This window comes from Plectonema cf. radiosum LEGE 06105 (genome assembly GCF_015207665.1).
GTDB classification, from domain to species: domain Bacteria; phylum Cyanobacteriota; class Cyanobacteriia; order Cyanobacteriales; family Nostocaceae; genus Rivularia; species Rivularia radiosa_A.
Window position 1 is genome coordinate 24745 of record NZ_JADEWL010000028.1, and the last position, 19284, is coordinate 44028.

The 19284-nt window shown below is 35.4% G+C and carries 11 protein-coding genes, 2 pseudogenes and 1 CRISPR repeat array; of the genes and pseudogenes, 11 read left to right on the forward strand and 2 right to left on the reverse strand.

Annotated features, from left to right (window positions below):
- Nucleotides 1-5 precede the first annotated feature (5 nt).
- The 8 genes and pseudogenes from IQ247_RS11315 to cas2 all read left to right on the forward strand — a co-directional run bounded on the left by IQ247_RS11315 (nucleotide 6) and on the right by cas2 (nucleotide 9316).
- Nucleotides 6-539, forward strand: a pseudogene (locus tag IQ247_RS11315) (PDDEXK nuclease domain-containing protein).
- A gap of 17 nt (nucleotides 540-556) precedes the next feature.
- On the forward strand, nucleotides 557-3913 hold the full coding sequence (cas10d, locus tag IQ247_RS11320; RefSeq protein ID WP_193919947.1) for a type I-D CRISPR-associated protein Cas10d/Csc3: 3357 nt from the start codon (nucleotides 557-559) through the stop codon (nucleotides 3911-3913).
- Nucleotides 3914-4025: 112 nt separating this feature from the next.
- Nucleotides 4026-5063, forward strand: coding sequence for a type I-D CRISPR-associated protein Cas7/Csc2 (gene cas7d / locus IQ247_RS11325; RefSeq protein ID WP_193919949.1), 1038 nt, complete (start codon nucleotides 4026-4028; stop codon nucleotides 5061-5063).
- Nucleotides 5064-5143: 80 nt separating this feature from the next.
- Complete coding sequence (cas5d, locus tag IQ247_RS11330; protein WP_193919951.1) at nucleotides 5144-5860, forward strand: type I-D CRISPR-associated protein Cas5/Csc1; 717 nt, start codon at nucleotides 5144-5146, stop codon at nucleotides 5858-5860.
- Nucleotides 5861-6076: 216 nt separating this feature from the next.
- Nucleotides 6077-6919, forward strand: coding sequence for a CRISPR-associated endoribonuclease Cas6 (gene cas6 / locus IQ247_RS11335; RefSeq protein ID WP_193919953.1), 843 nt, complete (start codon nucleotides 6077-6079; stop codon nucleotides 6917-6919).
- Between the two features lie 339 nt (nucleotides 6920-7258).
- Nucleotides 7259-7852: a CRISPR-associated protein Cas4 gene (cas4, locus tag IQ247_RS11340; RefSeq protein WP_193919955.1), complete on the forward strand. Its 594-nt coding sequence runs from the start codon at nucleotides 7259-7261 to the stop codon at nucleotides 7850-7852.
- A gap of 102 nt (nucleotides 7853-7954) precedes the next feature.
- On the forward strand, nucleotides 7955-8959 hold the full coding sequence (gene cas1d / locus IQ247_RS11345) for a type I-D CRISPR-associated endonuclease Cas1d (RefSeq protein ID WP_193919957.1): 1005 nt from the start codon (nucleotides 7955-7957) through the stop codon (nucleotides 8957-8959).
- 84 nt (nucleotides 8960-9043) lie between these two features.
- Complete coding sequence (gene cas2 / locus IQ247_RS11350; RefSeq protein ID WP_193919967.1) at nucleotides 9044-9316, forward strand: CRISPR-associated endonuclease Cas2; 273 nt, start codon at nucleotides 9044-9046, stop codon at nucleotides 9314-9316.
- Between the two features lie 263 nt (nucleotides 9317-9579).
- Nucleotides 9580-11776: a CRISPR direct-repeat array (repeat unit 37 nt; unit sequence ATTGCAATTCAAACTAATCCCTATTAGGGATTGAAAC).
- 342 nt (nucleotides 11777-12118) lie between these two features.
- Here cas2 and IQ247_RS11355 read toward each other — a convergent pair.
- Nucleotides 12119-13504 (reverse strand): annotated as a pseudogene (locus tag IQ247_RS11355) (IS701 family transposase).
- 370 nt (nucleotides 13505-13874) lie between these two features.
- Between IQ247_RS11355 and IQ247_RS11360 the strand changes: the two are divergent.
- Together IQ247_RS11360 and IQ247_RS11365 are read left to right on the forward strand one after the other, a co-directional pair.
- Nucleotides 13875-15074, forward strand: a complete 1200-nt coding sequence (locus tag IQ247_RS11360; RefSeq protein ID WP_193919969.1) for a glycosyltransferase — start codon at nucleotides 13875-13877, stop codon at nucleotides 15072-15074.
- A 307-nt stretch (nucleotides 15075-15381) separates the two neighbouring features.
- Nucleotides 15382-15864 (forward strand): AAC(3)-I family aminoglycoside N-acetyltransferase, encoded by a 483-nt coding sequence (locus tag IQ247_RS11365; protein WP_193919971.1) that lies wholly within the window; start codon nucleotides 15382-15384, stop codon nucleotides 15862-15864.
- Nucleotides 15865-16220: 356 nt separating this feature from the next.
- Here IQ247_RS11365 and IQ247_RS11375 read toward each other — a convergent pair whose 3' ends face one another.
- Nucleotides 16221-17390 carry a pyridoxal phosphate-dependent aminotransferase gene (locus tag IQ247_RS11375; RefSeq protein WP_193919975.1) on the reverse strand — a complete coding sequence of 390 codons (1170 nt, stop codon included), beginning with the start codon at nucleotides 17388-17390 and terminating at the stop codon, nucleotides 16221-16223.
- A gap of 214 nt (nucleotides 17391-17604) precedes the next feature.
- Here IQ247_RS11375 and IQ247_RS11380 point away from each other — a divergent pair, with 214 nt between their 5' ends.
- Entirely contained in the window at nucleotides 17605-19236 is a 1632-nt protein-coding gene (locus IQ247_RS11380) for a sensor histidine kinase (RefSeq protein ID WP_193919977.1), read from the forward strand.
- Nucleotides 19237-19284 lie beyond the last annotated feature (48 nt).

A 19284-nucleotide genomic window follows, 5' to 3' on the forward strand; every position in this document is an offset into this window, starting at 1 on the left:
TTTATTTGGTTCGAGAGCGACAGGAGAAACGCACACAAATTGTCAAAGACGAATATACCTTTGATTTTTTAGAATTAACAGACGAACATAGCGAGCGACAATTAGAAACTACAATTTTAACGAGAGTGGAACCATTCTTACAATAAATGGGTGGAATGTTTGCTTTTATTGGTAGTCAATATCGGCTTGAAATAGATGATGAGGAATATTTCATCGATATTTTATTATATCATCGGATTCTCAAATGTCTGGTTGCGGTTGAGTTAAAAATTGGTAAGTTTTTACCTGAATATGTTGGCAAAATGCAGTTTTATTTGGCAGCATTGGATGACAAAGTAAGACAAACTGACGAAAATCCATCGATTGAAATTATTCTTTGTAAATCAAAAAATAAAATTATAGTTGAGTATGCATTGAGGGAATCAAATAAACCAATTGGTGTAGCAACTTATCAAATAGTTTCTACAGTTCCACAAGAATTAAAAAATCAGCTTCCCGCACCAGAACAGGTACCAAAACTTTTACAGGGAATAGAGTAAAAAATTAGGGACACAAAATGGCTAAAAAAACAAAAGATTCTCAGGATTCTAAGCAACTTTCATTATTTGATAACACATTTGATGCTAGCTCAGAAATCACAGATGAAGCAGATGATAACTGGTTAAAAGGGGATTTTGGTTTCGATGGTGATTCTGAGAGAATTATAGAAAGTAAAAGTGAATTATTAACCCTTAAGTTATTACGGGAAGCGATTAAATCTCAAAATATAAATGACCAAGTAATGGCAGATTTTTCGGAATTTGTATTACCAAATTTACTCAGTATTACGATTGGTGTGACAGCGAAAGGAGGTAAATTCTTTGATGAGCTAGATAGAAAAAATGAAGCTGAAGGTAAAGCGAAAGTTCGACGGGATAATGCTGCTGATCAATCTTTAAATACCCATTTACTAAATGGATTATTTCCTGCAAATTTAATCGAGCAACGTTTGGAAAAGCTTGATACTACGGTTCAAAGAGTAGTTCGGGAAAGAGAAAGAAGATTGGTAATTGCTGGATTTATTCTCCACGATTTTGAGAAATTCCCCGATATCCCGAATGATTGTCGCAAGTTACCTTTAGCAGAACATCGGCAAATTATTGATGAGAAAGTTAGACAATTAGGACTGGATAAATTCATCGATTCCGAAAATCCAGAAGCTTATCAAGAGTATATCGATGATTTGTTGTGTATGGCTTACAATGCACAACGACGTTGGGATACTAACTGGAATTTTTCTGAATTTGGTTTAAATCCCGTTCTCAAAGATAGAACTCTTCGCAGTTTATCGGATTTAACTTGTCTTGCAGATTCGCTAGCTTCAATTGTTAAACATCCTCAAGATGCGGAAAATCCTAGGTTGAATGAGATTATTCATAGTTTGAGTGATGGACAACTAAAATTCACTTATCACCGCATTTCTGAAAACCGAGGTGTATTAACAAATGTGGTTAATAATGCTTTGATTCAAGTACATACACAACTGAATACAGATGAGAATATCTATTACGAACCTCTGTTATATCTACCAACAGGAGTAATTTATCTAGCTCGAAGAGATGCTCCAACAATTTCATTAACAGATGTTCCGTGGAAAGTGATTGAAAATATTAAATTTCTATGTTCTGGACAATTAAAACTCAGACAAACAGGATTTGGTCGTGATGGCAAAGGGATGAAATATGCTGAATATTACAACTTATTTTTCGATGAAATTGGCTTGATGAAAGTAGCTTTAGATGCTACATTAAGAGTACTAAATTCTAACAAGAATTCAGTCGCAAAAAGCCGTAGTGATAATTTAGTTAAATTTCAACAGCAAAATGTATTATCTGCGGATTATAACTTTAAGTTCACCGATGATATTCGTATTGACCAAATTGCAGAGTTTGGGGATTTAATTAGTCGCAAAATTTGGGATGAGACTGTAAATAAAATTGAAGCTGCTTGTAAAAAAGATAAAAAACTCCCCAAATTAACGCAGATTGATTTAACTCACAAAGTTGCAGAATTTTGGAATCTAACAGAATATTTACCCCAAATTAGAGAAATTCAACGCATTAATGAAAGTCTCAAAGAAAATAAATTAAAAGGTAATACTGGGGGTGTTCCTTACGAATGGTATTATCTAGCAGCTAAATATCTAGAAAAGCATCCTGGAATTGAAAATGTTAGAGAAAGCTGTCAGCAAGTTATTGAGTATGTTAATAACTTAATTCATCCAATTATTTCTCAATATGAATTACCTGATGGTTGGAATGATTTACGACTCTGGGTAAAACAAGTTGTCATGTTACCAGGAAATCAAGAAACACAATCATCTGATAACTTGTTGAACGAGCTTACTAACTATAATGCTGCGAAAAAATCGGGAAGAGGAAGACAATTAATCTGTTCGATTTCTCATTCGGCTTATACAGTTACCGAACAAATGGAATCAGCAGTATTATTTACTCCGCAAGTTTACACCAATAAACAAATGTTGAATGGTTCTAATGCTAAGCGTAATATTTCTAGTATTGCTGGATTAGAAATGATGTTGCGACAAATTTTGATGAATCAAACTCAAGCTGTTGGTAAAAAATTTGAGGATGGAAAATATCGTTATCTCTATTTTTATCCTACTTATTATTTTACCCCGGAGACTAATAAGTTTTTGCAAAAAGCTTATAGTGGAATTGCTCAAACTCGCTTTGATACCAGCATCCGCAATCATTTTATTAGTAAAGATTTACAAGCTGATTTTAACAAGGAAAAATATCAAAATGTTGATGCTTTTTTAATTGATGAAAATTTAGATTCTGATAAAGATAGAACTTTTAAACTTTCTTATCCAGATGACCAACCTTTGACATTTTACTTCATGGCAATTCCCCCAGTAAAGGACAGCAGTGACACCGAATCATGGGTAATGCCAAGTTGGCTAGCATTTGCTTTTCCGATGATTTTGGATGTCAAAACAGTCGTTTCCGAATCACCAATTCCACCTTTTAATGATGGTGCAGAATTTGAAGAAAGCGTGTTTCTTGATAGCGCACCTCATGCTTTCCGAAGTTTAGTAGGAAGGGATAGATTTCGACTCGATTATATTCTCCAAGGATGGAATGAAAATGATAAATTCTACCCCGCACCACTGAATGTTCTTACTGCTGCTTATGCAATCCATTTAGATGTGAATGCCAAAACAGGAAAGTCCGGTTATGATGCAAACTGGGGTAAATTTACAGAGCTAGCAAAGGATTTTGAAACAAGTCCTCTTTATGTTTTTTCTTATCTCAATCGCTGGGTAAGAAATCAAGGAGTAGAAACAGCACGGATTGAAAAAATTAGGCTTTATGCTTATCAATTTTATCCCTGTTTTGACCCCTATGCTCAATATAATTTTGAATCAAAGGAATGGAAATTAATGTCAGAGTCCCCATTAAATCATCCCAAGAAATTAACTGATTTGTACCGTAAATTTTATCGTGCAAATAAACGTTATAATCCTAAATCCAATGCAGTATTAAAACCAATTGATATTGCCGCAGAAACTATTCTTAAAGCAGAAACAAGTGTTTTTTCAGGAGAAACATTAGTTGTAGCAGTCGCAGCAGAAGTATTTAAGTTAATGGATAGAGTTCATGCGAATACTGCGGATGGACGCTGGGTAATGAGCAAACGGGAAGAAGAAAGACAAGCAGTTTTAGATTTTGCGAGGTATTTTGTGATGAATGTTTTTGAACAATCATTTGCTGGCGATCGCGCACGTTTAGCAGGTAGACAATTGAATTTAATTAAAGATACCTGTGAGTTTTTATATCGCTTAGAAGATGATAAGGAAAATGCTAATAAAGATGTTAAAGAGGAAGAAAATGAAAAAAGTGAAGATTGATTATTTGATAAATAATAGTTGTATTTCAATCTCATGAATGTTGGGTTCCGCTTTGCTATACCCAACCTACTACAAATTCAAGCTTTTTATCAATTATTTCAGGAGACAAGCCATGTCATTTTTAAAAACCGTTGACGGAAAGTTTTTCCATACTGAAATTCCCTACAAACCAATGGGTAAATATGTTCATTTTTTGACAGTTCGAGTTACAGAATCCTATCCCTTATTTCAAACTGATAGTGAACTGAATAAAGCACGGGTGAGAGCAGGGATTGTAGATAAAACAACAATAAGTAGACTTTCAATGTTCAAACGCAAGCAATCTACACCAGAGCGTTTAGTTGGTAGGGAATTGCTGCGTAATTATGGCTTAATGACTGCTGACGAATGTGAATATAATGTCAAATTTGCGATGAATAACCCCGATTGCATTATCTATGGATTTGCAATTGGTGATTCAGGTTCAGAAAAATCCAAAGTAATTGTTGACACTGCATTTTCAATTAAATCCTTCGATGAATCCCACGAAACATTTACCCTTAATGCACCTTTTGAAAATGGTACAATGGCATCTAAGGGTGAAAATGGTTCTAAACCTGGAGAAATTACGAGTAGAATTAATCAGCAAGACCATATCAGACCGCAAGTTTTCTTCCCTAGTATTGTCACATTAAAAGACCCCACAGAAGCAAGCTTTTTATATGTGTTTAATAATATCTTGCGAACTCGTCATTATGGAGCGCAAACTACCCGCACTGGAAGGGTAAGAAATGAATTAATTGGGGTAATCTTTGCCGATGGAGAAATAGTTAGTAACTTACGTTGGACTCAGGCAATTTATGACTATATGAAGAATAATAATACCCTACATTCACCCGATCCATTAAATGAAGATGAGGTATTTGCAGCAGCAAATACTTCTATTTCAACATTAATGGAAGAAGAATTTATTGTTCATAAAGATTTTGTGGGTGAAAAATTTGCTGCATTGTTAAAAGAAGTAAAAGCAATTACTGCAAATGAAGAAGAACTCAAAAAAATGCTGAAAAAAGCTGATGATGAAGCTAAAGCTTATGCGAAAGTTCACATCAAAGGTAAAGACAAAGATAAGAATAAAGACAAAGAAGAAAAAATAGCAGCGAAATCATAACCATCACTGATAGTTCCTTGCTAGTATAATACCCCGGATTTATCCTGTGGATAAATCCAAAATCTAAAATCTAAAATCCGATGACGATAATTTACCGTTGCGAATTAGAGTTACACGATAGCATTTATTTTGCCACCCGCGAAATCGGTAGACTCTACGAAACTGAACCCATAATCCACAATTACGCACTCTGCTACGCACTGGGATTAATAGATAGCGAAAAATATGCAACCAATGTCCCCGAAGAACATTCCTATCGCTATTTTTGCCCTGAGCAAGTTCCCAGATACGAGGAGCATTTAACACCACTAAATCAACAAGGAATTTACGTTACTCCAGCACATTCAGTTAAGCACACATCTGTTCTTAATACCTGGAAATATGCAAACAATAACTATCATGTTGAAATGGAGAAAACCCAAAAAAATATTCCGAGTTTTGGCAGAGCAAAAGAAATTGCACCTGAGAGTCAGTTTGAGTTTTTTATTATTTCTCAAAAGGAAATTAAATTAGCAAAATGGATTCGTTTGGGTAAGTGGATGAGTAAAGCTGAGGTGACGATGGAAGAATTACCACAACCAAAAACGAAGACTGATTTATTTATCTGTAATCACCCATTAAATCCTTTAGATGTCATGTTTACCAATCAAGTCATCAGTTACGATGTAATTAATATGCCTCCTGTCAGCTTAATTCAAAATGTGCAAATGCGGGGACAATACTACTACTTTCATGATGTTAAAGATGTTAAAGATGTTAGATTACCTGTGAATATGTTGTACCGTTTTCGTGGTTGAAAATAATATGTAGACTATATGATGAAGACGTGATGTATCACGTCTCTACATTATTACCGTTGCTGAATCTAGATGAGAATTTAGATTTTGAGACGTTGCAGTATTTAATGTATTCTAGATCGAATATCGGTATTAATTTAGATTTTGAGACGTTGCAGTGCAACGTCTCTACAGATGCCAAATCCAAAATCCAAAATTTAAAATCCAAAATTGAATATGCCCCACAGTCTAATCCTCAACCTGACACCAAAATCCCCTATCTACCCGCAATTCCTCACCGGGAGACATCTACACGCTTTATTCCTCACTCTTGTAAGTTACGTTGATCAAGAATTAGGAACCTACTTACACGACTCTCAAGCCGATAAAGCTTTCACACTCTCCCCTCTACAAATCGCGAAAAAAAATCTTCCGATTCAAAACGGAAGTAAAAGAGGATATCAATTACAATCCCAACATCAAGAAGCAATTCCCACAGGTACATCTTGTTGGTGGAGAATTTCTCTACTCGATGATGCGCTGTTTGGTAAATTGACGCAACTGTGGTTAAATCTTAACCCAGAACATCCTTGGCATTTGGGTTCTGCTGATTTATATATTACCAGCATTCAAGGTACTCCCCAATCTACTCAACCTTGGGCTAATGCTTGTACTTATGCCCAATTATACGACCAAGCGAGTGATTCGGAGCGAGTTATTTCGATCAATTTTGCGACTCCTACAGCTTTCCGTCAAGGTAAATACGATAACACGCTTCCTACTAGGGAATCTGTTTTTAATTCTCTAGTTTCTCGGTGGAATAAATACAGCGGAATTGAATTTGAAAATTTAAATTTTGATGCAATTTTTCCTAGTTTTATTCACATTCATACGGAAATAGTTCCCGATTCTCGCAGCAAATTTATTGGCATTGTTGGTGAAGTTAGTTATCGGATTATGGGGGATATTGAAACAGTTCAAATTAAGCAAATTAATGCTTTAGCTGACTTTGCTTTATTTGCAGGAATTGGTAGAAAAACTACTATGGGAATGGGGATGGGGAGAAGAGTTAGGAGTTAGTTTAAGAGGATGTTTGAAGTGGTTTCAAGATTGTTTAGATAAGTTCGGAAGAAGAGAAAAGTCCGGCGGTTAAAACCGCAGCTACACAAACGAAACCCGTCTGCACGGGTTTAATTAAGTCCATGCAGGTGGACTGTAATAAAGCGCAATTGGCATATTTTTAATTGTAGGGTATGTGACGCTACGAGATAATTTGAACGTAGCAATAAGACTTGTAGCATCACACACCATAGAGCAATTGTGACAATCGCGTAAGTTGGTTCTGTATTAGTCCGGAAATTGATTTCCGGATAGGATTCGTTTACCAAAAAATCATTTTTATCAACATTAATTAAAATCATGAACAACACAGATTACATTACAATCGCTTCTTTAAATCAATATTCTTATTGTTCTCATCGGTGTTGGAGAATGCATTGTTTGGGAGATTTTACCGAGAATCAATACACAATCGAGGGGACTAGTTTACATGAAAGAGTTCACACTGTTAGTGATGGGAATAGGGAAGAAACTTGGCAAGTTCGCGCTATTTGGTTGAAGTCAGAGCAATACAAATTAATCGGTAAATCAGATTTAATTGAATTGGAAAATGGCGAATGGTATCCAGTGGAATATAAACGAGGGAAAAAAGGTGAATGGGATAATGATGAATTACAAGTTTGCGCTCAAGCTTTATGTTTGGAAGAAATGACGGGAAAAGTTGTTAATGTTGGGTATGTTTATTATGCTCAAACTCATCAACGACAATTAATAGAAATTAACGATGAATTACGTCAGCGTACTATTGAGACAATTCAAGATGTTACAAGGTTATTGGAAACTGGAAAAATGCCGCAAGCTGTTTATAGTCAGCGCTGTAAAGGTTGTAGCTTGTATGAGCAATGTTTACCAAAAGTTGTGGAGAAAATGAGGAAATATTGTGAGGTTGATTAAGAGGATGTTTTAAACTTTTTTTTAATATTTGAACGCGGAGGCTCGCAAAGTTAACGCGGAGTTTCACAGAGGTTTTTATTAGTTAATTTTTGGAGGAATTAAATGGGTACTATTTATGTTACACAAGAAGATGCTTTTATCGCTAAAGTTGATGAAAGATTGAATGTCAAATTTGATAAAAAATCAATTTTAGATGTGCCTTTGATTAAAGTTGATGGTGTGGTTATTATGGGAAGAGCAACTATTTCGCCGATGGCTATTTCGGAATTAATTAATCATAAAATTCCGTTAACTTTTTTAACTCAAAATGGTAAATATATAGCTCGTTTGGAACCGGAAATGAGTAAGAATATATTTTTGCGTAATGCTCAATGGAAAGCTGCTGGGGAGTCAATTCAATCAATTCATGTAACGAAAGGTTTTGTGAGAGGGAAACTCAAGAATTATCGTTATGCTTTATTAAAGGTTCAACGCAGTTATTCTGATGTTGATATCAGTCAAAAATTAATCGAATTAGGAAACGCGATCGCATCTTTGGAACATGGTAAAAATATTGATTCGATTCGCGGTTATGAAGGTGCTGGGAGTGCGGCTTATTTTGGTTGTTTCAATCAATTAATCAGGAATGATAACTTCAGCTTTAAAACTCGTAATCGTCGTCCACCTGTTGACTCTGTTAATTCTCTTTTAAGCTTGGGATATTCATTATTACGTCATGATATTCAAGGGGCTTTAAATATAGTTGGTTTTGATCCATATTTGGGATATTTACACACCGAACGTTATGGTAGACCATCTTTAGCTTTAGATTTAATGGAAGAATTTCGTCCTTTAATTGTTGATGCTGTTGTTCTCTATGCAATTAATAAAAAGATTTTAAAACCTTCAGATTTTATTACTGAACCTGCGAGTAATGCGGTTTCACTGACTAAAGAAGGTTTACACAGTTTTCTCAAATTGTATCAGGAGAAAAAACTTACAAAATTCAAGCATCCTGTTTTGGGAATTCAAAAAACTTACCAAGAAAGCTTTGAAATACAAGCTCGTTTATTGGGTAAGTATTTGATGGGAGAAATTGATAAATATCCTCCTTTGGTTATGAAGTAATTAGCTGTTGAGGCTGTTAGCGGTTGGCTGTTATTTAATAGCTAATCGCTATAACTTTTTTCCCTTTTTGCCCTTGTTTCAATTATGTTTGTAGTTGTTTCTTACGATATTCCCGAAGATAAGCGTCGTACTAAGATTCATCAGATTCTCAAATCCTATGGACAGTGGATGCAGTATTCGGTGTTTGAGTGCGATTTAACCGATACTCAGTATGCAAAATTGCGATCGCGTCTTTATAAATTGATTAAACCAGATGAAGATAGTGTGCGTTTTTACTTCCTTTGTGCCTGCTGTCAAGGTAAAGTAGAACGTATAGGTGGTGAAATACCACGAGACGATACTATATTTTTTGTTTGATTTTTGATGGTTTGGGTGCGAACCTGGGGGTGTAGAAAAAAGATGAGTGATTTTTGGGCTGGAATTGCTTGCTGGGTAAGTATTTGAGGGTTTTTTATGAGTTGGGAGTTCCGCACCGTGGCTGAAAGTCTTTCTGTAATTGGTTTTGAGCGATTTAATTCAATCTGCTCCTTGACAGGTCAGTGGTTGAAACACTATATTATTAAAGATTCGCACTTTTGCACCTTGAAAACTAAATATAGTAAGGCTTTCACATCTAGGTCATTGCAATTCAAACTAATCCCTATTAGGGATTGAAACAATCTGGTTTAGCCGCCAAAGTTGCCCAAGGTAAATTGCAATTCAAACTAATCCCTATTAGGGATTGAAACAAAATACCCGCTAACTTTACCGAGTATAAAGGTCATATTGCAATTCAAACTAATCCCTATTAGGGATTGAAACTCTTGGAACGATATCGAAAATTGTGTAATGGTGAATTGCAATTCAAACTAATCCCTATTAGGGATTGAAACCATGAAGATGTAGCTTTACAGTGAACCGAAAATAATTATTGCAATTCAAACTAATCCCTATTAGGGATTGAAACCATTTGCGTGTGGGAGGATACCTCCTCCTAAAGAATTGCAATTCAAACTAATCCCTATTAGGGATTGAAACTACTTATACTTGCAGTACCGCTGACGAGTCTACTAATTGCAATTCAAACTAATCCCTATTAGGGATTGAAACGTTAGTTAACTTTAATTCTTGACTAATGTACTCCAAAAATTGCAATTCAAACTAATCCCTATTAGGGATTGAAACCAAGATGGACGCTTTGAAAAACTAACTTACGATTTATTGCAATTCAAACTAATCCCTATTAGGGATTGAAACTAAATCATAATCACTTAGATACCCCTGATTTATAATTGCAATTCAAACTAATCCCTATTAGGGATTGAAACAACCTTTCCTTAACTTAAGCTTGAAACGTATATGATTGCAATTCAAACTAATCCCTATTAGGGATTGAAACCTGTAAAGTTGAAAGTATCAGGACATAATCAAGATTATTGCAATTCAAACTAATCCCTATTAGGGATTGAAACCAAACCGAAAAAAATTAAAATCGGACGTTTGCTTATTGCAATTCAAACTAATCCCTATTAGGGATTGAAACTATCACGTTCTTTGAGTTGCTTGAGGATATCTTCGATTGCAATTCAAACTAATCCCTATTAGGGATTGAAACGAGAAACAAATATCTATTGCTAAAAGTATTGTTAATTGCAATTCAAACTAATCCCTATTAGGGATTGAAACCAACATATCTACAGGAAGTATTCCACCGATTAATCATTGCAATTCAAACTAATCCCTATTAGGGATTGAAACCCTTTATCAGTGACCGCCCACAAGTTAATCCACTGATTGCAATTCAAACTAATCCCTATTAGGGATTGAAACCAATGCATCTAATCACTAGCAAGCTTTTTTGGTCGCATTGCAATTCAAACTAATCCCTATTAGGGATTGAAACTCGTCGATTTTAGCCAAGTAATCAGCGACGATTAATTGCAATTCAAACTAATCCCTATTAGGGATTGAAACCCCGCAATAGAAAAATTACCTGATTGGATAAAATATAATTGCAATTCAAACTAATCCCTATTAGGGATTGAAACAAACTCTCTTAAAATTAATTCAGACATTTGTTTATATTGCAATTCAAACTAATCCCTATTAGGGATTGAAACGATTTTAAGCTGTACCAGTGGTTAACTTTTTTCATTGCAATTCAAACTAATCCCTATTAGGGATTGAAACTCAACTTTATATCGATAACGTTGCTCCTGTTTTTATTGCAATTCAAACTAATCCCTATTAGGGATTGAAACATTGAAACCGGTTTCACAAGCTTTTGTTTGAGCCGTGTAATTGCAATTCAAACTAATCCCTATTAGGGATTGAAACTGAATAATCCACCACTACCTATCAAATTTTTGAAATTGCAATTCAAACTAATCCCTATTAGGGATTGAAACGAGAATCACAGACGGTAAATTGATAATGTCTGCATATTGCAATTCAAACTAATCCCTATTAGGGATTGAAACGCTTACTTTCCACTTATTACCCCGTTCATCAGGATTGCAATTCAAACTAATCCCTATTAGGGATTGAAACCATCCTTACTTTGAAGAATACATCAATATTCCTTTTGATTGCAATTCAAACTAATCCCTATTAGGGATTGAAACGCTTACTTTCCACTTATTACCCCGTTCATCAGGATTGCAATTCAAACTAATCCCTATTAGGGATTGAAACCATCCTTACTTTGAAGAATACATCAATATTCCTTTTGATTGCAATTCAAACTAATCCCTATTAGGGATTGAAACTGCGAGAAACTTCCGACTTAGCGTAGTTTGCCTATTGCAATTCAAACTAATCCCTATTAGGGATTGAAATCTATGTATTTGGGATGACGCGATCGCCTTACTCTTATTGCAATTCAAACTAATCCCTCCACCGAGATTGAAAGCTTTGTGACACCTAGGGTGTAGAATGTGGGTTAACTTATATCTTGTACTTTAGGCATAATTAACTACATGATAAAAAATATAAATAAAAATATAACTAACGTAAAGCTGTAATATTTTTAGTCAATTTTAATGGACTTCTGGTATCAGACTGGGACTTGCAGTCCCAGGCGGGTAAAAACGAAGTCAAACAATTAGTAATTATTTTGACGATAGCTTTCTATCCCTTTTCTGTCACTCTCCGGATTAAAGTAATAATAAATAAGCCAGTTTATCCAGAAGAATAAAATGGTTTACATTGATTGATTGCAGCAATTAAATGGTTAAATCCAAGCAACAAATTAGAATTTGGAAAAATATCTAGCCAAGGATAAATTAACCACAGGAGTAGGGTAGGTTGAATAATTAAACGAAGATTATTTAAAGTATTTTTCCATCCACCTTCAGAATTCCACTGTTGGTGGTGAGAAAAATCAGTAGAATGGTTGATAGTTTGATTTTTGGTTGTATCTTTTTGATTTAAGAATAAAAAAGCTTGAGATTTTAAACTAATCATGGTGTAAACGCAAAAAATTATCTCCCACCCTTCGGGTTCGCCAGTCGCTACAACGGCTGTGTTCCCCCGCAACGCGCTGGCTCACCACTTTTCAATATCTTTAAAATTAGTGAAGCGGTAATCTGTCCAACCCAATTCTTGCTTGCATTGTCGAAATCCGTATTCTACCCATGTTCTTAATCCATAAAGGTTACCCAAATTTTTTTTGATTTTACCTGCAATATTAGTCATTACAAATGAGGTTGTATTTTCAGGTAAAGTTTCTGGGTCAGTAGTAATTTCCCAGTAAGTTACTGCTTTTCTCTTGCCATAAATGATTTCTCTTATATATCTAGTTTCAGATTGATTGTTGCTAAATGTTCTTTTAAATTTACACCACTTGTTAGCTCTAATCCTTTGTTCAGAAGACATCCAGACTCCATGATTACAACGAAATTGCGACGACATAGAGTAATTTATATTTTTCTAAAGTTCTAATAAATTGGCTAGCTTCACCATATAAACTATCCGCCAATACTAGTTCAATTTTAAAACCGTGAGCAATCAACTCTGTAATAATTTCAGAAGCCAACTCTATTTTTGTTTTGTATTTATCATCTTCTTTTAAAGTACCTTTTGGTTTAAATATTTTAGTAATTAGTGGAAAAGTTATATTAGAATAAATTCCATAAGCAGAAAGCTGAAACTATTCCATTGTCTATTTTGCCTACACTGCCTAAGTATTGTCTCGCGACATAATCTGTTTTTTTACCTTTTTTTCTATCTCCCGTTTCATCAATTACTACAGTAATTGCATTTCCATTTAATGCTTTATTAATTTTAGCTAATCTTTTCTCTTTTAATTTATTAACTGACCAAGGTGAATTAGCAATAAAATGATGTAGCGACTGTGCTGAATTAATTCCAACAAATGCCCGCTATTTCAGGCAATGACTTTCTCTTAATTGGAGATATTATTCCGTCAGGTAAATATTTAAAACATTCATAATTTCTTACTTCTTTAAATAAGTCTTTATACTCATCACAATATTCATCTATTACGCACACGGTTGAATGCGCGTCTCTCGCCAAATGTTTAATAATTTGTAGCTCTACATCCATTGCTATACCTTACTTGTAGAGTTTTTTATTTTTATTCCTTTAATAATAATAATCGGAAAGTGACAGAAGAGGGCTATGGTGCAAGATATGAATTAAAAGACTGCCCCACTTTAATTCCTCTTCTTCTCTTTCTTCACGGTCTCAGCGTCTCTGTGGTTAATTAACCTTTTAAAAGATAAGTTCGCTAAAATCATCGGTACTGCGGAAAATTTCATCGCCCAAATACCAGAATAAGCTTTAATTATATGTCAGTTCAATATACTCTGTAGTACCCAGCACAAGCTAATTTAAAATAAATAATATATATTAATCGCTAACTACCAAAGAATAAACAATTATTCGCAAAAAGTCTCAAAAATATCTGTTATTTATGAAAATCAGCCTGTGTACAATTGTCAAGAACGAAGAATCAACGCTATCAAAGTGTTTGAGTAGTGCCAAAAAGTTTGTCAATGAAATAGTTATATTAGATACTGGTTCAACTGATAAAACTATAAATATTGCCCAAGGATTTGGTGCTAAGGTACATCATTTTGAATGGTGTAATGACTTTAGCGCTGCTCGTAATCAAGCTTTAAAATATGTTACTGGTGATTGGGTTTTGGTTTTAGATGCTGATGAAACTTTAGCACCGGAAATTATTCCGCAGTTGCGAGAAGCGATACAAAGAGAGGAATATCTGCTAATTAACTTGGTACGTGACGAAATTGGTGCGGTGCAATCTCCTTACTCTATGGTTTCTAGGTTGTTTCGCAATCATCCCAATATTCATTTTTCTCGTCCCTATCACGCTTTAGTTGATGACAGTGTTTCCGAAATTATACTTAAAGAACCCCATTGGCAGATAGGTTATATACCAGGTATAGCAATTCTACATTCGGGTTATCAACAAAGCGAAATTAATAAGAAAGATAAATTTGCTAGAGCCAAAGCAGCAATGGAAGAGTTTTTCGCAACTCATCCTTCGGATGCTTATGTTTGTAGTAAATTAGGTGCATTGTATATTGATTTGGGGGAAATTCCTCAAGGCATCCAGTTATTATCGAAGGGAGTTACCCTTGCAGATGAAAATTATGAGATTTTGTACGAACTGTACTATCATTTGGGCATCGCTTATACTCGGTTAAAAAATTCTCACCAGGCTATTTCCCATTACAAAGCTGCAATTAAACTGCCAATTTATCCCCTACTTAAGTTAGGAGCATACAACAATCTCGGTAATATACTCAAAGCTATCGGAGATTTAAACGGTGCGAAAACAGCTTACGAAACAACTTTAAAAATTGACCCCGCTTTTATTACCGGATATTACAATTTAGGAATGACATTCAAAACGATGGGTTTATTAAAAGATGCTATCGGCTGTTATGTTAAAGCGATCGATCTAAATCCACAATATGCTCAAGCTTATCAAAATTTGGGCGTTGTATTGTTGAAAGCTGGTTATGTAAAAGATAGTTTGACGGCATTTAAAGAAGCTATTAATTTGTATGAGAAACAGAATAATCTGGTTGAAGCACAACAGTTACGTAAGGGGTTGAAGGAGATGGGTTTGGAGGTTAGGAGTTAGTACCACCGGAGTTAGGAGTTATGTATTTTTTAAATAAATTGATTGGCGGAAGATTGGCTACCGGAGGGCTAAGGTTACAAATGCGGTGGTAAATCACTGGTGCTGAGTTTAAGGCTTCTTGCCGCCGCCGATCTAATTTGATCCGTTACAAATTTCAAGTTAGATGCGATGCTCGCACAATCCAATAAAAACCAATATCACGCCACATCTTGGATACGGTAACTCTGCATACGTTAAGATATCACAGGGTTTACAACTAAACCTGTAATTCTCAAAAACTTATCTATAGTTGGTGAACTACTTAACGATGTCGTTTTTACCTTCATTCAGTATTCGTCAGCTTACATCTGAAGACTTGGCGCTAATGGATGCCATGATGACAACCTTCGGCAAGGCATTCGACGAGACGGAAACCTATACAGCGGCTCGTCCAAGTAAAGCTTACCTTGAGCGCTTACTCGCCAGCGATTACTTCATCGCTCTAGTAGCATTAAAGAATGGTTCGGTAGTGGGCGGAATTGCTGCCTATGAACTTCATAAGTTCGAGCAGGAGCGCAGTGAAATCTACATTTACGATCTAGCCGTTGCGGAAGCACATCGGCGCGAAGGCATCGCCACAGCGTTAATCCAAGAACTTAAAAAGATTGCTGCAAAGCGGGCAGCCTATGTCATATTCGTGCAGGCAGACATCGGAGATGCACCTGCGATCGCGCTCTATACGAAGTTGGGAGTCCGTGAAGAAGTGCTGCACTTCGACATCTCAGTTGCAGGTGATGATGGTACTGCATAAGGGGTTTCAATCTAGATGCTCCCAACCTGAAAACCATGTGGTCTTGGTGAAAATTCTTCAATTTCTCTTCCACCTATTTCTCTAGGATGCCGTTTATTATGAAATTGATGGAGTGGCGAGGCGATCGCAATATGCTTGGAAACTAAATAGTCGAGTTTGCTATGGATCGTCCCATCAAAAAAAAATCGCTCACTCAATGCGACATCATTGAAGCCGCAATCGTTAATTACGAGTTTTATCATAACAAGAGAAAGACACTTATTTGACTGTTTTGTAATTTTAATCTCTGCTGATTTTAACTCCATGTTCCGAGGCTGAAAAAACAGTTACCAGCAATAACTGATAACTGCTCACTGTTAACTGTTCACTGATTTCACAAATTTCTCTAACCGATCCATACCTTTTTCAATCGTTGCCATATCGGTAGCGTAAGATAAACGAATATTATTATCTGCACCAAAAGCGACACCAGGAATTACTGCTACTTGATGCTCTTCTAATAAAGCATTGCAGAATTCCAAGGATGTTAAACCAGTTTTGCTAATATCTGGAAATAAATAAAATGCTCCATCGGGTTGAGAACATTTTAATCCGGGAATCGCGTTGATTCTTTCTAACATGACTTCGCGACGTTTTGCGAAAGCTTGACGCATTTCCTCGACGCATTCTTGTGAACCTTCCAAAGCTGCGATCGCGCCATATTGAGCAAAGGTACACACGTTTGATGTACTATGACCTTGAACGGTTGTAGCGGCTTTAATTAACTCCACAGGTGCCGCTAAATAACCCAAACGCCATCCTGTCATTGAGTAACCTTTAGCAAAACCGTTACTGACAATAGTGCGGGCAAAAATTTCGTCGTTTAAGGAACCAATACTCAAATGCTTTGCACCGTCGTAAAGGATTTTTTCGTAAATTTCGTCGGAAACAACTAAAATATCTTTCTCTACAATCACTTGCGCTAAAGCTTTGATTTCTTCAGGTGTGTACACCATCCCTGTAGGGTTGGATGGTGAATTCAGCACGAATAATTTAGTCTTCGATGTAATGGCACTTCGTAAAATTTCTGGCTCAATCTTATACCCAGTTTTTTGATCAGTCATCACAATTACGGGATTCCCGCCCACCAACTTAACCATTTCTGGATAGCTAACCCAATAAGGTGCGGGAATAATTACCTCATCACCCGGTTCAATCAATGCCTGCATTAAATTAAACAGAGAATGCTTACCACCGTTAGTCACGATGATATTTTCTGCTTGATAATCGAGGTGATTTTCCGATTTTAACTTGTTGGCGATCGCCCTTCTTAATTCGGGTTCCCCAGCTGCGGGACCATATTTTGTCTTCCCTTGATCCAGCGCTTTTTGTGCAGCAGCCTTAACATGGGCTGGGGAATCAAAATCCGGTTCTCCAGCGCTAAAACTACAAACATCAATACCTTCTGCCTTCATGGCTTTTGCTTTCGCGGCGATCGCCAAAGTTAGAGAAGGCGATACTTGACTAATTCTTGCTGCCAGCTTCATCTTTACTTCACACTTCTTTGTTCTTTAAGAATATCCCATTATTATTACTTCCTTAGCAGTTAACAGTGAGGAGTTAGAACCACCAGAGTTAGAAATGACTTTTCCCTTGTCTACTTCCATCTCCCCTTATGTTGTTACCTGAGTAAAAATTTTGGGAAATCTATAAATATAATTGCTAGTAAAACCGTGTAAAAAAGTGATAACTAAATTTTTTATGAGCTTGGCTAGAGATAAACAATATATTAGCCAGTATTCAGCAAATTTTTACCGTTTTCTTACTCAGACTCCATCCCGGACTATCAAAGCAACAGCACTACTAACTGCATTGTTATTTGTTCCGCAAATTATACTAACTTGGCGAGCGCATAATAAATTTAAAAATATCATAGTGTACGAATTGCAACTTCAAAACTTAAGTAATGAAATTGTCTATCTTGATGAAGTGTTAACAATGTCAGCACGTATGAATGCTGCTACAGGTAATCAGATGTGGGAGAAAAGATATCGAAAATTTGAACCAAAGTTAGATATTACGATCAAAAAATCAATTAAATTAGCACCAAGAGTATATTCGACTGAGAATGCAAAGCAAACTGATGTAGCAAATCAAAGATTAGTGAAAATGGAATACCAATCTTTTGATTTGGTAAACAATGGAAAAAAGCAAGCAGCACAAGCGCTGTTATTCAGTAATCAATATCAAGCTGAAAAAGAAAAATATAATGATGGGGTTAAAAAAATCAATCTTGCTATCTCCAAACAAGTTAGTGAAAAAGTGATTATGTATCGCAAAGAGTTATTATTTACCAGTTTTTTTTCGGGTTTTAGTTTGGTGATGTTGATTCCAGCATGGTTAATAGTTCTAGGGTTATTAAATCAGTATTTAAAACAGCGTCAAATGGCTGAAGCTGCTTTACAAAAAACTAATCAGCAACTGGAACTTAGAGTAGAAGAAAGAACCCAAGAATTAAGCTATAAAAATATTCATATACAAGAAACTTTAAAACAACTTCAGGATACTCAAATGCAGCTAATTCATACGGAAAAAATGTCTGGTTTGGGTCAGTTAGTTGGAGGTGTCGCTCACGAAATTAATAATCCTGTGACTTTTATTGATGGAAATATTGGGTTTGCGGAGCAATATGCTCAAAATTTATTACAAGTTTTAGAGCTTTATCAAAAATACTTTCCTTCTCCTCCCATAGAAATTAAAAACCTAATCCAAGCTGTAGAATTTGATTTTATCAAGGAAGATATCTTTAAAATTTATCAGTCAATAAAAGTAGGTACCCAACGCATTCAAAATATTGTGGTGTCTCTGCGTAATTTTTCTCGTCTCGATGAAGCGGATTTTAAACAGGTAGATATTCATGAAGGTATCAATAGTACTTTGATGATTCTGCAACATAGTTTGCAGTCAAAAGCAAATTATCCGGAAATTACCATTATTAAACAATATAATCAACTTCCATTAGTTAAATGTTATCCTGGTCAATTAAATCAAGCTTTGATGAGTATTATTTCTAATGCTATTGATGCTTTAGAAACGAAAATAAATAATAAAAATAATCAATCTTTTATTCCTCAAATTTGTATTAGTACGGAATTATCTGATCGTGAGCATATAATCATTCGGATTACTGATAATGGTTGTGGAATAGCAGAAGAAATAAGTTCAAAATTATTCGATCCATTTTTTACAACCAAACCAGTTGGTAAGGGAACTGGATTGGGTTTATCTATTGCTTATAAAATTATAGTTGGCAAACATAACGGCAAATTATCTTTTAATTCAATACTGGGACAAGGAACGGAATTTGTAATTGAAATTCCGATAACTCAATAACAAAATTTCAGTTATGAAGAGGGGTAACAGAATAGAGGTTATAATCTC

Coding starts and splice junctions, on each gene's coding strand:
- cas10d (WP_193919947.1), top strand. CDS start 557: ATGGCTAAAAAAACAAAAGATTCTCAGGATTCTAAGCAACTTTCATTA.
- cas7d (WP_193919949.1), top strand. CDS start 4,026: ATGTCATTTTTAAAAACCGTTGACGGAAAGTTTTTCCATACTGAAATT.
- cas5d (WP_193919951.1), top strand. CDS start 5,144: ATGACGATAATTTACCGTTGCGAATTAGAGTTACACGATAGCATTTAT.
- cas6 (WP_193919953.1), top strand. CDS start 6,077: ATGCCCCACAGTCTAATCCTCAACCTGACACCAAAATCCCCTATCTAC.
- cas4 (WP_193919955.1), top strand. CDS start 7,259: ATGAACAACACAGATTACATTACAATCGCTTCTTTAAATCAATATTCT.
- cas1d (WP_193919957.1), top strand. CDS start 7,955: ATGGGTACTATTTATGTTACACAAGAAGATGCTTTTATCGCTAAAGTT.
- cas2 (WP_193919967.1), top strand. CDS start 9,044: ATGTTTGTAGTTGTTTCTTACGATATTCCCGAAGATAAGCGTCGTACT.
- IQ247_RS11360 (WP_193919969.1), top strand. CDS start 13,875: ATGAAAATCAGCCTGTGTACAATTGTCAAGAACGAAGAATCAACGCTA.
- IQ247_RS11365 (WP_193919971.1), top strand. CDS start 15,382: ATGTCGTTTTTACCTTCATTCAGTATTCGTCAGCTTACATCTGAAGAC.
- IQ247_RS11375 (WP_193919975.1), bottom strand. CDS start 17,390: ATGAAGCTGGCAGCAAGAATTAGTCAAGTATCGCCTTCTCTAACTTTG.
- IQ247_RS11380 (WP_193919977.1), top strand. CDS start 17,605: ATGAGCTTGGCTAGAGATAAACAATATATTAGCCAGTATTCAGCAAAT.